The following is a 13,566-nucleotide window of genomic DNA, read 5'->3' as shown; positions in this document are numbered from 1 at the left end:
GCCTCACGCGGTCTTGTGGACCACCAGCGGCAGGACGGCGGAGGCCCCGGACTCGCGCAGTGCCGCGGCGGCGAGGGTGACCGGCCAGCCGGACCCGGTCTCGTCGATCACCAGGAGCACCGCGCCCGACACAGCGGGCATGGGCCCGAGGTGATCGCGCCAGTACGCCGCCTCGTCCGCGCCGGTGGCCTCTCGGCCGGGCCGCGGGCCGGGCTGCACCGGGAGCGCGTCGCCGGTGCGGCGGCCCACCTCGCGCAGTCGTTGAGCGAGGGTAGCGGCCAGCGTGCCGCCCGTGAGGTCGAGCGAGTAGATCACGTCCGGCCGCACTCCCGACGACCGTCCCCACTGCGCGACCACGGTCACGGCGGCTTCGGCGAGCGCGCTCGACGCCTCCGGGTCGCCCGCCTTCGCGGCGTCGAGGACATCGCGCCACTGGGGTGCGTCGGCGAAGGCCAGCACCCGTCCCGGTTCGGCCATGGCGCCGGGCGGGATCCGGCCGCGGCTGCCGAAGGCGCCGCCCGGCCACATCTTGCGGGGTTCGAGGAGTTCGGCGTCGCGCCGCAGCACGGCTCCGACCTCGGCGACGACCCGGGTCTCCGGTGCCTCGGCGAGCCCGGGGGTGATCTCGCCCCGGCACACCGAGCAGCGCCCGCAGTCCTGGGAGCGAGGATCGTCGAGGGACTCGGTCAGCAGCCGCATGAGGCACTTCTCGCCGCGGATGAACGAGCGCATGATGTCGGCCTCGCGACGCCGGACGGCGAGGACGCCCTCGTAGTGCTCGGCGTCGTACACCCAGGGCTTCCCGGTGACCGACCACCCCTCGCTCGATCGCTCGACCACTCCGTCGACCGCCAACTGTTTGCACATCAGTTCCACGCGGCCGCGGCGGATACCGGTCGCGGACTCCAGGCCCGGGACCGTCATCGGGCCGTCGGCGTCGCCCAGCGTCTGCAGCAGTCGTTCCATGCGCGCCGGGTCGGGGATCGTCGCGGTGGCGAAATGCTCCCAGATCGCGTCGTCGAGCCGGGAGGCGAGGAGCATCACCACCGCCTCGTCGAGCGCACGGCCGGCACGGCCCACCTGCTGGTAGTACGAGACCGGAGACGGCGGGGCTCCCACATGCACGACGAACCCCAGATCCGGTTTGTCGAAACCCATCCCGAGCGCCGACGTCGCGATGAGAGCTTTGACGCGGCCCGCGAGCAGATCGTCTTCGAGGCGATGCCTTTCCTCGGCGGGCAGTCCGCCGGTGTAGGCCGCGACCGCGAGTTCGTCCCCGTGGACGGCGCGGATCGCCCGGACAAGGCGATCGGCGTCCGCGACGGTGAGCACGTAGACGATTCCGGAACCGGGAAGCATCGGTAGTTCCTGTGCCACCCAGGCGTACCGCTGCAGTGGGTCGAGTCCATCGATCACGTTGAGATGCAATGACTTCCGTGCCAACGGGCCGCGCAGGACAAGCGTGGCGTCGCCGAGCTGCGCCGCGACGTCGTCGGTGACGCGGGCGTTGGCGGTGGCAGTGGTCGCCAGCACGGAGGTCTGCGGATTCAGCCGCTGCAGCACGTCCGACACGCGCCGGTAGTCGGGACGGAAATCGTGTCCCCAGTCGGAGATGGCGTGGGCCTCGTCGATCACGACCAGGCCGAGCCGCCCGGCGAGAGCTTCGAGCACGCGGCGACCGAAACCCGGATTGGCGAGCCGTTCGGGCGACACGAGCAGTACGTCGAGCGAACCGTCGAGCAACGCGCCCTCGATGGCCGACCATTCGTCGATATTCGCCGAATTCACTGTGGCAGCACGCAGTCCGCCGCGCGTGGCCGCCGCCACCTGGTCGCGCATCAGCGACAGCAGTGGCGAGACGATGAGGGTCGGTCCGCCGCCGGCCGCACGGATGACGGCCGTGGCCGCCCAGTACACGGCGGACTTGCCCCAGCCGGTGGCCTGCACCACGAGCACGCGGGCGCCGGGCGCGGCCAGGGCTGCCACCGCAGTCTCCTGGTCCGCCCGCAGCCGGGCGTCGGGGCCGGCGAGCGAGGTGATGACCTGATCGGCGATCTCCCGCTGCGGGGGAGTGAGCTGCTGCGGTGGGGACGTGACCATGGCGCCCAATGTATCGCCGCTCCCGGACTGTAACGACTCCGTCATCCACAGGAATCTCCCAGCAGTGGCCCAGGGCCGCGGGAGCGAACCGCACGATTCTCGTAGCCATGACAGAAGTTCTGAGCCGGGCATCGACCGAGGGCGAGTCGGTGCCCGACCGACCGGTCCTCGATGTGGTGATGCCGGTCTACAACGAAGAAGACGATCTGGAGCAGTCGGTTCGCCGGCTGCACCGCCATCTGGCCGACAGCGTGCCGTATCCGGCGCGGATCACCGTGGCCGACAATGCGAGTACGGACTCGACCCTCGCGATCGCGCTGAGGCTGCAGGCGGAGATCCCGGGCGTTCGCGTGGTCCACCTCGACTTGAAGGGGCGGGGGCGGGCGCTCAACCACGTCTGGCGCGACAATGACGCTCAGATCGTCGCGTACTGCGACGTCGATCTCTCCACCGACCTCAATGCGCTGATGCCGCTCATCGCCCCCTTGATCTCGGGGCACTCCGACATCGCGATCGGCACTCGGCTGTCGCACTCGTCCCGGGTGATCCGGGGCGCCAAGCGGGAGTTCATCTCGCGCTCGTACAACCTGATCCTGCGCACCGCGATGGGCGCCCGCTTCTCCGACGCGCAGTGCGGCTTCAAGGCGATGCGCACCGATGTGGCCCGCGGACTGCTGCCGTACGTCGAGGACACCGGATGGTTCTTCGACACCGAACTGCTGGTTCTCGCCGAACGCGTCGGTCTGCGAATCGCGGAGGTTCCGGTGGATTGGATCGACGATCCCGACAGTTCAGTCGACATCGTCGCCACCGCGATCGCCGATCTGCGCGGGTGCGCACGCGTCGGCTGGGCGCTCGCCACCGGTCGGATCCCGGTGGCCGAACTGCGCAAGACACTCGGACGGGATCGATTGCCGGGGCCGGTGATCGACGGTGTGCCGCACGGAATGGTCGGTCAGCTGGCCCGGTTCTGCGCCGTCGGCCTGGTGTCGACGGTGGCGTTCGCGCTTCTGTATCTCCTGTTGCGGCCGGCCGGTGCACAGGCCGCCAACTTCCTGGCGCTGGCGATCACCGCGGTGCTGAACACCGCGGCCAACCGCCGCTTCACCTTCGGCGTCCGCGGGCGCCAGGACCGGGCGCGGCACCACCTGTTCGGGTGGGGTGTGTTCCTCTTCGGCTGGGCGGTGACGGCGGGTTCGCTCTTCGCGTTGCACCGCTGGAACCCGGATGCCGGCCGCGCACTGGAACTGGCCGTCCTGGTCGCCTCCAACCTCGTCGCCACCGCGACACGTTTCGTCGGGCTGCGGTGGGTGTTCCGCCGGCGCCCCTCCGTCGCGGCGCCGGCCGAGCAGACCTCTATCGAACGGAGTGCCGCATGACTGCGACCGTCCTCGATCGGCCGCAACCGGCCGAACCCCTGCCCGATGATCCCGACCGGACGCGCAGTGCGCTGTGGCGCCGGCTGTCGCTGGCGGCGCTGCTGGTGGGGACCACCGTCCTCTACCTGTGGAATCTCTCGATCAACGGTTGGGCGAACTCCTTCTACACGGCTGCGATCCAGGCGGGTTCGCAGTCGTGGAAGGCGTGGTTCTTCGGGTCGTCCGACATGGCGAACTCGATCACCGTCGACAAGCCGCCCGCATCCCTGTGGATCCCCGCGCTGTCGGTGCGAGTCTTCGGCCTCAACTCGTGGTCGGTGCTGGTCCCCGAGGTGCTGATGGGTGTCGGGTCGGTGGCGCTGCTGTACTTCATCACCCGCCGCTACTTCGGCCACTGGGCCGGCATCGGTGCGGGCGCCGTGTTGGCGCTGACCCCAGTGGCCGCGATGATGTTCAGGTTCGACAACCCCGAGGCCCTGCTTATCCTGCTCATGATCGCGGCGTGCGGCGCGGTGCTGCGCGCGATGGAGCCCGGCGCGAAGAGCGTGTGGTGGATGGTCGCGGCAGGCACGGCGGTCGGATTCGGTTTCCTCACCAAGCAGCTGGAGGTGATGCTGATCGTTCCGGCGATGGCCGTGACCTACCTGGCGTTCGGTCCCGGACGGTGGCTGCGTCGCATCGGGCATCTGTTCGCCTCACTGGGTGCGCTGATCGTGAGTGCCGGCTGGTGGGTCCTGGCCGTGGAGCTCTGGCCGGCGTCGAGCCGTCCGTACATCGGCGGTTCGCAGAACAACTCGATCCTCGAGCTGACGTTCGGCTACAACGGTCTCGGCCGGCTCGACGGGAACGAGAAGGGCAGCGTGGGCGGTGGCGGACGCGCTCGCGAGATGAGCGGCGCGGCAGCCGAGATGTTCGGCCAGGGCGGTCCGGGGGGTCCCGGCGCCGGCGGCCCGGGCGGCGGCATGTGGGGCTCCACCGGCTGGCTCCGGATGTTCGAGCCGGCGCAGGGCGGTCAGATCGCCTGGCTGATCCCGTCGTCCCTGATTCTGGGAGTGGCGGCGCTGGTTCTGATCGGGCGGGCCTCACGTACCGATCTGCGGCGTGCCTACTTGAGCGTCTTCGGACTGTGGATGCTGATCATGGTCGGCGTCTTCAGCTTCATGGCGGGCATCTTCCACAGCTATTACACGGCGGCCATCGCTCCCGCTCTGGCGGCGGTGATCGCGGTGTCGGCGGTCGTGTGCTGGCGCGAACGGGCCGCGTTGTGGGTTCGGCTGGTGCTGGCCGCCGCGACGTGGACCGCGGCGATCTGGGGATTCGTGCTGCTGAACCGCTCGGCCGATTTCGTCCCGTGGCTGCGGTTCGTCGTCCTCGTCGTGGGGATCGTCGCGGGAGCGCTGATGCTGGGGGCTCAGCGTGGCGTGCTCGCCGCGGTCGCAGCGTCGCTCGCGGTTCTCGCCGGCCTGGCGGGTCCGCTCGCCTACACGGTCGACACGGTGACCACGGCTAAGCAGGGCTCGATCATCAGCGCCGGTCCCCAGGTCGAAGGCGAATTCGGGCCGGGGGGCGGGCACGGTCGGCACGGCCGGTTCAACGGCGCGTTCGGGCCACCGGGAGCGGGCCGGACGCAGGCCGGTGCACGTGGCGGATTCCCCGGCATGGGCGGTGCGCCGGGCATGGGCGCCCCGGGCCAGGCGGGCGGAGGTCCCGGAGCCTCACCGGCGGGCGGCCTGCTGAACGGATCCACGCCGTCTGACGAGATGGTCGCGGTCCTGCGGAACGACGCCGATCGGTACACGTGGGTCGCGGCGGCCATCGGTTCCAACGAGGCCTCCGGCTATCAGATCGCCAGCGGATACTCGGTGATGCCGATCGGCGGGTTCAACGGGACCGACCCGTCGCCGACCCTGGACCAGTTCAAGCAGTACGTCGCCGACGGCAGGATTCACTACTTCATCTCGGGCGGCCGGGGTGATCGCGGGGGTGAGGGCTTCGGCGGAATGCCCGGCATGGGGGAGAGCGGGACGTCGTCGGAGATCAGTTCGTGGGTCAAGGAGCACTTCACCGCCACGACGGTCGACGGTGTGACTCTCTACGACCTCACGTCGCCGAAGAACTGACCGATGGTGCTCCGGGGACGCCGCGTCGCCGGAGCACCGTCGTTCTTCTCGCCCGGGTGGGACGATGGTTGTGTGTCGTCCACCAGACGCCTCTCGCAGGATCACCTGCGCACGATGCTGGCCGTGTACCGGTCGGGGTCGTTTCATGCGGCCGCTCGGCACCTGGGGGTCTCGGCACCGACGGTCGCCAACCACATCCACCTGGTCGAGGACCATTTCGGCGTCCGGATGTTCGAGCGGAGCGCCGACGGCACGGTGCCGACGGTCGCGGCTCACGAGATCGCCGCACAGATCGCGACGCATCTCGACGAGATCGACCGCCTGATCGCCGGTGATCTGCGTCGGTCTCCGACCGGCGGTCTCATGGTCTCGCTGGGCGGACCGTGCGAGTTCGTCACCGAGCAGTTGCTTCCGGCGCTCGCCGGCGACACTGCGCGTCTGCCGCGAATCGCCTTCGAATTCGGTGATTCGCGGCGGATGCTTGCCGAACTCGACGCCGGGCGGCTCGACCTCGCGGTGGTCTCCGGGATCCGGCCGAGCGGAGCCGGAGTCCGGGCGTGGCCGGTGGCCCGGGAGCGGTTCTGGCTGGTCGCGGCACCGGGACTGACCGACGGGACCGAGCCGCCCGCCGAACTGGATGCGGCCGGTCTGATCGCTTACGACGATCACCTCCCGCTGCTGCGGCGGTATTGGAACACGGTGTTCGGAGTCGATCCGCGGTTCGATCCGACGATCGTCCTGCCCGATCTGGTGGCGATGAAGGCCGCGGCGCTCGCCGGGCTCGGCGTCACCGTCCTGCCGAGCTATCTGGTTCACGAGGAGGTCCGGAGCGGGGCCCTGGTGCGACTGGACCGCCGTCGGGACCCGCCGAGCAGCACGGTGTTCCTCGCCGCGGGCGAACCCGCGCTCGCGGCTCGCCCACCACTGCTCCGGTTCGCCGAACTGCTGGTGGATCGGATCACCGGGTACCAGGAGAACGTGACGCAGTAGCGCGATCGGCGGATGCGGGGGCGACCGCGCGCGGCGCGCAGTCGCTCCGCCGGTTCCTTGGCCCCCGATGCGGTGGGCTCTACGGTGTTCGACGTGAGCGTGTCGACCACCATCCGGCGCATGTCCGGACGCGATCCGGCCGAGGACGGCCGGGCCGCCAGCGATCTGGAGGTCTTCTACGACCTCGTCTTCGTCGTCGCCTTCTCGATCGCGGGCGCCCAATTGGCGGAGTACCTCGCCGAGGGGCACTACCGTGCGGCCGTGATCGGCTACGCCATCGCCACCTTCGCCGCGGTGTGGGCCTGGATCAACTTCGCCTGGTTCTCCTCCGCCTTCGACACCGACGACTGGGTGTACCGGCTGCTGACACTGGTGCAGATGGTCGGCGTGGCGATCATCGCGATCGGGTTGCCGCCGGTGTTCGCGTCGATCGACGCGAACCGCCACGTCGACCTCGCGGTGGTGGTGATCGGCTACATCGTGATGCGCGCCGGAATGATCGTGCAGTGGCTGCGGGCGGCCGTACAGGCTCCCGAATACCGCGCCACGTGTCTGACGTACGCGCTGATGACGACCGTCGCGCAGGTGGGCTGGGTGGCGGTCGCCGCGGTCTCGATGACGCTCGGGCCCACGCTCATCGCGATCGCGGTGTGCATGGTGGCCGAACTGCTGGGGCCCGCGATCGCCGAGACGCGGTTCCGGGCCACTCCCTGGCACCCCGGGCACATCGTCGAACGGTATTCGACGCTGGTGGTGATCACCCTCGGCGAAGGTGTGGTCGGGACGGTCGCGGTGTTGCAGGCGGTCATCGGACGAACCGGCTGGAGCACGGAGACCGCGGTGCTGGGCCTGACAGCGATGGGCGTCACGTTCGCCATGTGGTGGCTGTACTTCCAACTCGAGGTGGGGCGCCCGCTGGCGGCGCGGCCGGGAATGGCCTTCGTTTTCGGCTACGGCAGCATGCCGATCGTCATCGGCTGCGCGGCCGTCGGCGCCGGCCTGCACGTGGTGGCGATGTGGCTGGAGGGCGAGGCCGAGATCTCCCAAGCTGCGGTCTACGGTGCCGTCGCGGTGCCGTTGGCGGTGTTCTGCCTGGGTACGATCGTCATGTTCTATCTGCTGGCCGGCGCCGACCGGCTGCTGATCCCGCTGTTCCTCGCGGCGTCGGTGCCGCTCATCGCCGGCGGGGTGCTGGCCGTGTCCGGCGTGGGGCTGCTCGCCTGCGTGGTGGTGGGGTGCCTGACTCCGGTCCTGCCGTTGCTGTTGGTGGAGGCGTCGGCTCGCCGACGCTGATCCACCCGGTCGACGGCATCGCGCCCCCGTCGCCGGGCGGTGGCATCGCCGTCGGGCCGGACCCACTACCCTGAACGGCGTGCGCGTACTCGTGATCGGCTCGGGCGGCCGCGAACATGCCCTTCTCCTCGGACTCGACCGCGATCCGTCGGTGACGCAGTTGCATGCGGCGCCCGGCAACGCCGGTACGGCCGCGCTGGCCACCAACCACTCCGTCGACGTCGCGTCGGCCGACGCCGTCGTGGCACTGGCTCGGGAGATCGACGCGGATCTGGTGGTGATCGGCCCCGAGGTCCCGTTGGTCCTCGGGGTGGCCGATGCCCTGCGCGAAGCAGGCTTCGACACCTTCGGTCCGAGTGCCGCGGCCGCGCAGATCGAGGGGTCCAAGGCCTTCGCCAAGGACGTGATGGCCGCGGCGGGCGTGCGCACCGCCCGAGCGGAGATCGTCGACAACCCCGCCGACCTGGATGCCGCGCTGGACCGCTTCGGTCCCACCTGGGTGGTGAAGGACGACGGTCTGGCCGCAGGCAAGGGCGTCGTGGTGACCTCCGACCGCGATGCGGCGCGTGCCCACGCGGCCGACTGCCTCGAACACGGACATCCGGTGCTGCTCGAGAGTTTCCTCGACGGTCCCGAGGTGTCGCTGTTCTGCCTGGTGGACGGTGAGACGGTGGTCCCGCTGCTGCCCGCGCAGGATCACAAGCGCGTCGGCGACGGCGACGCCGGACCCAACACCGGCGGAATGGGCGCGTACACGCCGCTTCCGTGGCTGCCGCAGTCGATGGTCGATCGGATCGTCGACGAGGTGTGCGAACCCGTCGCCGCGGAACTGGTCCGGAGGGGCACGCCGTTCTCCGGTCTGCTGTACGCCGGCCTGGCGATCGGCTCCGACGGGCCCGCAGTGGTCGAGTTCAACTGCCGCTTCGGCGACCCCGAGACACAGGCGGTGCTCGAACTGCTCGAATCGCCGCTGGGCGAGGCGCTGGCCGCGACCGCTCGCGGTACGCTCGCCGATCTGCCGCCGCTGCGGTGGCATGACGGTGCGGCCGTGGTGGTGGTCCTCGCGGCGGAGAACTACCCGGGCCGCCCCCGGACCGGCGACGCGATCACCGGCGCCACAGCCGAAGGCGTACTGCATGCGGGAACAGCGGTCTCCGCCGACGGCCGGATCGTCTCCTCCGGGGGGCGTGTGCTGTCGGTGGTCGGCCGCGGCGCCGATCTGGCGTCCGCGCGGGCGCAGGCCTACGAGCGGCTGGCCGGAGTGCGGCTGCCGGGCGCGCATTTCCGGACCGACATCGGCAAGGCCGCCGAAGACGGACTCATCTCCATCTGATCGCGCCGCGTCCACCGCCCGAATGACGCGGGGTCACGCCGCTTCGCATGCCGTCGATCTATCCCGTGAGGTCGGGAGATTCGAGGGAGGCGACGATGAGGATCAGTCAATCGGTGCGAGGGGTGACCGCGGTGGCGGCGCTCGGCCTGGCATTGACCGCATGCACCACCGCCGGCACGGCGACCGACGCGGCACGCTCTGCGACCACCGCGGAGTCGACGGTGCCGAGCCAGTCGCGACACGGTTCCGCCCCGAAGCCGGATGCACAGCAGCCGACCGCACAGCAGCAGGAGACGGTCGACGAACCCGGCGTGCAGCCGCCGGCGGGGTCCGACCGGGACGTCCGGAGCACGCCCGTCGCCCAGACCACATCGGTCGCCGATACCGATTCCGATACCGACGCCGGCCGGCCGGGCAGTGGTCACGGGCTGTGCTTCGACCTGAACTCGGCGCTCGCCCGGGATGCGATCGCGACGCTGGGACCGGACTCGAACGGCGGATCGTGGGTGCCGCGGGGTGCCAGCGAGCACCCGCTGGCGCACGGCTGCGGACTGGACTGGATGCTCGTGGACGGCAGCGGATTCAACGACGCCACCTACACCTCGAGGGTTCTGCTGTTCGCCGGCGGCCAGTATCTGGGGACCGTGGAGCCGCACGAGTACTCGTACACCTCGGTCGCCGGCGACACCCTGAACTCGGTCACCGTCCGGTACCGGTGGCTGCGCGACGACGATCCGTTCTGCTGCCCGCAGGGCGGTCCGACCGATGTGACCGCGACACTGTCCGGCGGGGCAGTGGTTCGAAGCGGCCAGTTCCCGCCCTCGGTCTGACGCCGGGGCCGCTCGTCGATCTCGATCAGCGCGCGAGATTGCGGCCGAGGAACTCCACCTGATCGGGCAGCACCGACCGCCAGAACCGGTTGGTGTGTCCGCCGGGCGTGGTGGAGAAGGCGGCGGGAGGATGCAGGTCTGCGGCCCATTGCCGGGTGTAGGTGTAGAACTGGTCGGCCATGCCGATCGAGATCATCAGCGGGATCTTGCTGAACGCGTGTTGCTGCCCGAACAACGAATTGGCCTGGTAGTCGGCGTAGGAATCGAACGCCCGGGGCGGGAAGTTCGCGGGGTCGGCCCACATCGCCGGGGAACTCACGGCGATCGCCGCGACCCGCGGTGCGCCGATGAGAGCGCCGAGTCGGAGCGCGCCGTATCCGCCCATCGACCAGCCGTAGAGACCGATGCGGTCGGTCCGGAGGTTCAGCCGCTGGTCGCCGTCCAGCATCGGAATGAACTCGTCGACGATCATCGCGGCGCCGTCGGTGCCGTCGGTGCGAGCGTGGAAATAGTTGCGTGCCACGTCGACGCTCGCCACCGCGAACGGCGGGTTCCCCGCGTCCACGTACTGCTGAACCACGCCCTGGATGTTGAGCGCCTTGCTGAAGATGCTGCGCTCGTCGGTGTTCAGCGCGTGGGCCACTACGACCACCGGGAGTTCGCCGGTCACACCGTTGGGGCGGCTCACCGCCCACCGGGTGTCGCGGCCGGCCATCTTCGTCGAGACGAAGCTGCCGGTCAGTACGGGCGGATCGTTCGGGATCTCCGGGGGATCGGTCTGCACTGGAAGTCGGTCGTCGCCGCCGACGTTCGCGGCATCGCGAGGGACCAGCGGATCGGAAGTGCTGCAGGCCGCGACCCCGCCGAGCGCGGCCAGCCCGGCGACCCCGGTCAGCAGCGAACGCCGGGACAGCGCACGCCGCGACGTCGCCGAATCGTCGGCGACAGTCGCGGCGGATTGGCGGGAGGGATCGCGCAAGACCATGTCGGGAAGCGAGTCTACCGCGTGGGGCGACTCGGTTCCGACGACGAACGAGCGGTCCCTCCCAGCCCTCGGCGCTCGGACGCGGGCCGGCTCAGTGAGCGGCCGACCGCGGATCGGGGCAGGTGCAGCGGCGGTCGGCGGGGACCGGGCCCATCACGTCGGCGACGTGTTCACCACAGCCGTCCCAAGTGATCTTTCCGCACTTACCGCAGGTGACGGGGAAACACATGTCGAGTCCTTTCAGGGGGTGTCTGCTGATCGTTGACTACTGCTCGTTCAGGCGCCGGCCGACAGCGATTCGACGGCGGCGGTGAGCCTGGCGGTCGCCTCGTCCGCAACGTCGGCGAGGCCGGGGTTGTCGACCACGGTCACCATCAGTTGCGGGTTCATCGCCTCGACGATGCTGCGTCCCGGATCGTCGGTGTCGGCGCGGACGACGACGTTACAGGGCAGGAGGAGCCCGATCTGCCGCTCGGCGGTCACCGCTCGGTGGGCGAGGGGAGGGTTGCACGCGCCGAGGATCACGTAATCCTCCATCTCCGCGCCGATCTTCGTCTTGAGGGTGGCCGCCATGTCGATCTCGGTGAGGACGCCGAAGCCCTGGGCGGACAACGCTTCGCGCGTTCGGGCGACGGCCTCGTCGAGCGGGGCGTCGACGGTGGTGGAGATGGCGAGTTTCATGTCTTCCTCCGGGGTTCGGTCGGTGCGGTCGGGGCAGGGCGGGTAGTTCAGGCGAGGGTGAGGAAGAGCTTCTCGAGGGTCTCCATGTCGGGAGCGTCGTCGTTCTGGTCGCTCAGGCACTCGCGCAGGTTGGTGGCGATGATCTTGAAACCGGCGCGGTCGAGGGCGCGGGAAACCGCTGCGAGTTGCGTGACGATGTCCTTGCAGTCGCGCCCGTCCTCGATCATCGCGATCACGCCGCCCAACTGTCCCTGCGCGCGGCGCAGCCGGTTCAGTACGGCCGTGGTCGACTCGTCGTCACTGCGCATGCTGTTCTCCTGGAGTCCGGTTGAGTACCGTCTCCAGCATACCCCGAGGGGTATCTGTCGTGCACTGTCGTTTTCCGGGGGCGCCCGTCCGGGCACTACACTGCGTAGACGTGGGTAAACCTGCCATCAGCAATGTCCTGGCCAACCGTTACGCGTCTGCGGACCTCGCCGAGATCTGGTCGCCGCGCAACAAAATCGTTCTCGAGCGCCGCCTCTGGATCGCCGTGATGAAGGCGCAGCGCGACCTCGGGATCGACGTCCCCGCCGAGGCGATCGCCGACTACGAACGAGTGGTCGGCGACGTCGACCTCGATTCGATCGCCGACCGCGAGCGGGTGACCCGCCATGACGTGAAGGCGCGGATCGAGGAGTTCAACGCGCTCGCCGGTCACGAGCAGATCCACAAGGGCATGACCAGCCGCGACCTCACCGAGAACGTGGAGCAGCTGCAGGTGCTCGTCTCGCTGCGCCACGTCCGCGACCACGCCGTCGCCACCCTCGCGCGCATCACCGAGCGGGCCGCGCAGTACTCGTCGATCGTGATGGCCGGCCGCAGCCACAACGTCGCCGCGCAGGCCACCACCCTCGGCAAGCGGTTCGCCAGTGCCGCGGACGAGCTGATGACCGCGCTGACCCGCCTGGACGAGCTGATCGCGCGGTACCCGCTGCGCGGAATCAAGGGCCCGATGGGTACCAGCCAGGACATGCTCGATCTGCTCGACGGCGACGCCGCCAAGCTCGCCCGGCTCGAAGGGGAGGTGGCCCGGCATCTCGGCTTCGCGAACGCCTTCACCTCGGTGGGCCAGGTGTACCCGCGTTCGCTCGACTACGACGTCGTCTCCGCGCTCGTGCAACTGGCGGCCGGGCCGTCGTCGCTGGCCACCACCATCCGCTTGATGGCCGGCCACGAACTGGTCACCGAGGGCTTCCAGCCCGGCCAGGTGGGCAGTTCGGCGATGCCGCACAAGATGAACACCCGCAGCTGCGAGCGCGTCAACGGTCTCACGGTGATCCTCCGCGGCTACGCGTCCATGACCGGCGAACTCGCGGGCAACCAGTGGAATGAGGGCGACGTCTTCTGCTCGGTGGTCCGCCGCGTGGCGCTGCCGGACGCCTTCTTCGCGATCGACGGGCTGATGGAGACCTTCCTGACGGTCCTCGCGGAGTTCGGCGCGTACCCCGAGGTGATCGCCAACGAATTGGACCGGTACCTGCCGTTCCTCGCGACCACCAAGGTGCTGATGGCGTCGGTGCGCGCGGGCGTCGGCCGCGAGACGGCGCACGAGGCGATCAAGGAGAACGCCGTCGCCGTGGCACTCGCCATGCGCGAGGAGGGCCGCGAACCGGATCTCCTCGACCGGCTGGCCGCCGACGACCGGATCCCCCTCGACCGCGCGGCACTCGACGAGCTCATCGCCGACAAGTCCGCCTTCGTCGGTGCCGCGGAGGCACAGGTCGCCCAGGTGATCGCGAATGCCGCGGCCTGGATCGACGCGAACCCCGCCGCCGCGGCGTACACGCCCGCCCCGATTCTCTAGGAGCCCCGC

The 13,566-nt window shown here is 69.9% G+C and carries 11 protein-coding genes; 7 read left to right on the top strand and 4 right to left on the bottom strand.

Translation table 11 applies throughout. The annotated features are described in order from the left end of the window. Positions 1-3: 3 nt before the first annotated feature. Positions 4-2,100 carry a RecQ family ATP-dependent DNA helicase gene (locus ACK8HH_RS15385; protein WP_278124979.1) on the bottom strand — a complete coding sequence of 699 codons (2,097 nt, stop codon included), beginning with the start codon at positions 2,098-2,100 and terminating at the stop codon, positions 4-6. 107 nt (positions 2,101-2,207) lie between these two features. Here ACK8HH_RS15385 and ACK8HH_RS15380 point away from each other — a divergent pair, with 107 nt between their 5' ends. The 6 genes from ACK8HH_RS15380 (at position 2,208) to ACK8HH_RS15355 (ending at position 10,045) form a co-directional block, all read left to right on the top strand. Next, positions 2,208-3,479: a bifunctional glycosyltransferase family 2/GtrA family protein gene (locus ACK8HH_RS15380; protein WP_006897322.1), complete on the top strand. Its 1,272-nt coding sequence runs from the start codon at positions 2,208-2,210 to the stop codon at positions 3,477-3,479. After that, entirely contained in the window at positions 3,476-5,599 is a 2,124-nt protein-coding gene (locus ACK8HH_RS15375) for an ArnT family glycosyltransferase (protein WP_062366018.1), read from the top strand. The genes ACK8HH_RS15380 and ACK8HH_RS15375 overlap by 4 nt, the downstream gene beginning before the upstream one ends. Positions 5,600-5,671: 72 nt before the next feature. Further along, a complete protein-coding gene (locus tag ACK8HH_RS15370; RefSeq protein ID WP_278124975.1) occupies positions 5,672-6,589 on the top strand; it encodes a LysR family transcriptional regulator in 918 nt (305 codons plus the stop codon). Between the two features lie 120 nt (positions 6,590-6,709). Then, positions 6,710-7,882 (top strand): low temperature requirement protein A, encoded by a 1,173-nt coding sequence (locus tag ACK8HH_RS15365; RefSeq protein ID WP_039867759.1) that lies wholly within the window; start codon positions 6,710-6,712, stop codon positions 7,880-7,882. A 79-nt stretch (positions 7,883-7,961) separates the two neighbouring features. Further along, positions 7,962-9,215 carry a phosphoribosylamine--glycine ligase gene (gene purD / locus ACK8HH_RS15360; protein WP_006897318.1) on the top strand — a complete coding sequence of 418 codons (1,254 nt, stop codon included), beginning with the start codon at positions 7,962-7,964 and terminating at the stop codon, positions 9,213-9,215. 95 nt (positions 9,216-9,310) lie between these two features. Next, a complete protein-coding gene (locus ACK8HH_RS15355) occupies positions 9,311-10,045 on the top strand; it encodes an LppP/LprE family lipoprotein (protein WP_278124970.1) in 735 nt (244 codons plus the stop codon). A gap of 25 nt (positions 10,046-10,070) precedes the next feature. Here the strand turns inward: ACK8HH_RS15355 and ACK8HH_RS15350 are convergent, their stop codons facing one another. From ACK8HH_RS15350 to ACK8HH_RS15340, 3 genes are all read right to left on the bottom strand, one after another. Beyond that, the gene (locus tag ACK8HH_RS15350) at positions 10,071-11,030 is read right to left on the bottom strand and encodes an alpha/beta hydrolase (RefSeq protein WP_006897316.1); all 960 of its coding nucleotides are present in this window, start codon (positions 11,028-11,030) and stop codon (positions 10,071-10,073) included. Positions 11,031-11,306: 276 nt separating this feature from the next. Further along, the gene (locus ACK8HH_RS15345) at positions 11,307-11,711 is read right to left on the bottom strand and encodes a DUF302 domain-containing protein (protein ID WP_006897314.1); all 405 of its coding nucleotides are present in this window, start codon (positions 11,709-11,711) and stop codon (positions 11,307-11,309) included. 47 nt (positions 11,712-11,758) lie between these two features. Next, positions 11,759-12,019: a metal-sensitive transcriptional regulator gene (locus ACK8HH_RS15340; RefSeq protein ID WP_006897313.1), complete on the bottom strand. Its 261-nt coding sequence runs from the start codon at positions 12,017-12,019 to the stop codon at positions 11,759-11,761. Between the two features lie 110 nt (positions 12,020-12,129). On the opposite strand from ACK8HH_RS15340, the gene purB reads away from it, so the two are divergent. Continuing rightward, a complete protein-coding gene (gene purB, locus ACK8HH_RS15335) occupies positions 12,130-13,557 on the top strand; it encodes an adenylosuccinate lyase (RefSeq protein ID WP_006897312.1) in 1,428 nt (475 codons plus the stop codon). The last annotated feature ends 9 nt before the right edge of the window (positions 13,558-13,566 follow it).

The sequence above is a fragment of the Gordonia sp. LUNF6 genome, from assembly GCF_047041125.1.
Taxonomy (GTDB): domain Bacteria; phylum Actinomycetota; class Actinomycetes; order Mycobacteriales; family Mycobacteriaceae; genus Gordonia; species Gordonia sihwensis.
Note: the sequence above shows the minus strand (reverse complement) of the source record. Positions and strands in the feature narration are given on the sequence as shown.

Excerpts from the sequence above, each read along its gene's own strand:
- ACK8HH_RS15385 (WP_278124979.1), bottom strand. The coding sequence starts at position 2,100 with ATGGTCACGTCCCCACCGCAGCAGCTCACTCCCCCGCAGCGGGAGATC.
- ACK8HH_RS15380 (WP_006897322.1), top strand. The coding sequence starts at position 2,208 with ATGACAGAAGTTCTGAGCCGGGCATCGACCGAGGGCGAGTCGGTGCCC.
- ACK8HH_RS15375 (WP_062366018.1), top strand. The coding sequence starts at position 3,476 with ATGACTGCGACCGTCCTCGATCGGCCGCAACCGGCCGAACCCCTGCCC.
- ACK8HH_RS15365 (WP_039867759.1), top strand. The coding sequence starts at position 6,710 with ATGTCCGGACGCGATCCGGCCGAGGACGGCCGGGCCGCCAGCGATCTG.
- ACK8HH_RS15355 (WP_278124970.1), top strand. The coding sequence starts at position 9,311 with ATGAGGATCAGTCAATCGGTGCGAGGGGTGACCGCGGTGGCGGCGCTC.
- ACK8HH_RS15350 (WP_006897316.1), bottom strand. The coding sequence starts at position 11,030 with ATGGTCTTGCGCGATCCCTCCCGCCAATCCGCCGCGACTGTCGCCGAC.
- ACK8HH_RS15345 (WP_006897314.1), bottom strand. The coding sequence starts at position 11,711 with ATGAAACTCGCCATCTCCACCACCGTCGACGCCCCGCTCGACGAGGCC.
- ACK8HH_RS15340 (WP_006897313.1), bottom strand. The coding sequence starts at position 12,019 with ATGCGCAGTGACGACGAGTCGACCACGGCCGTACTGAACCGGCTGCGC.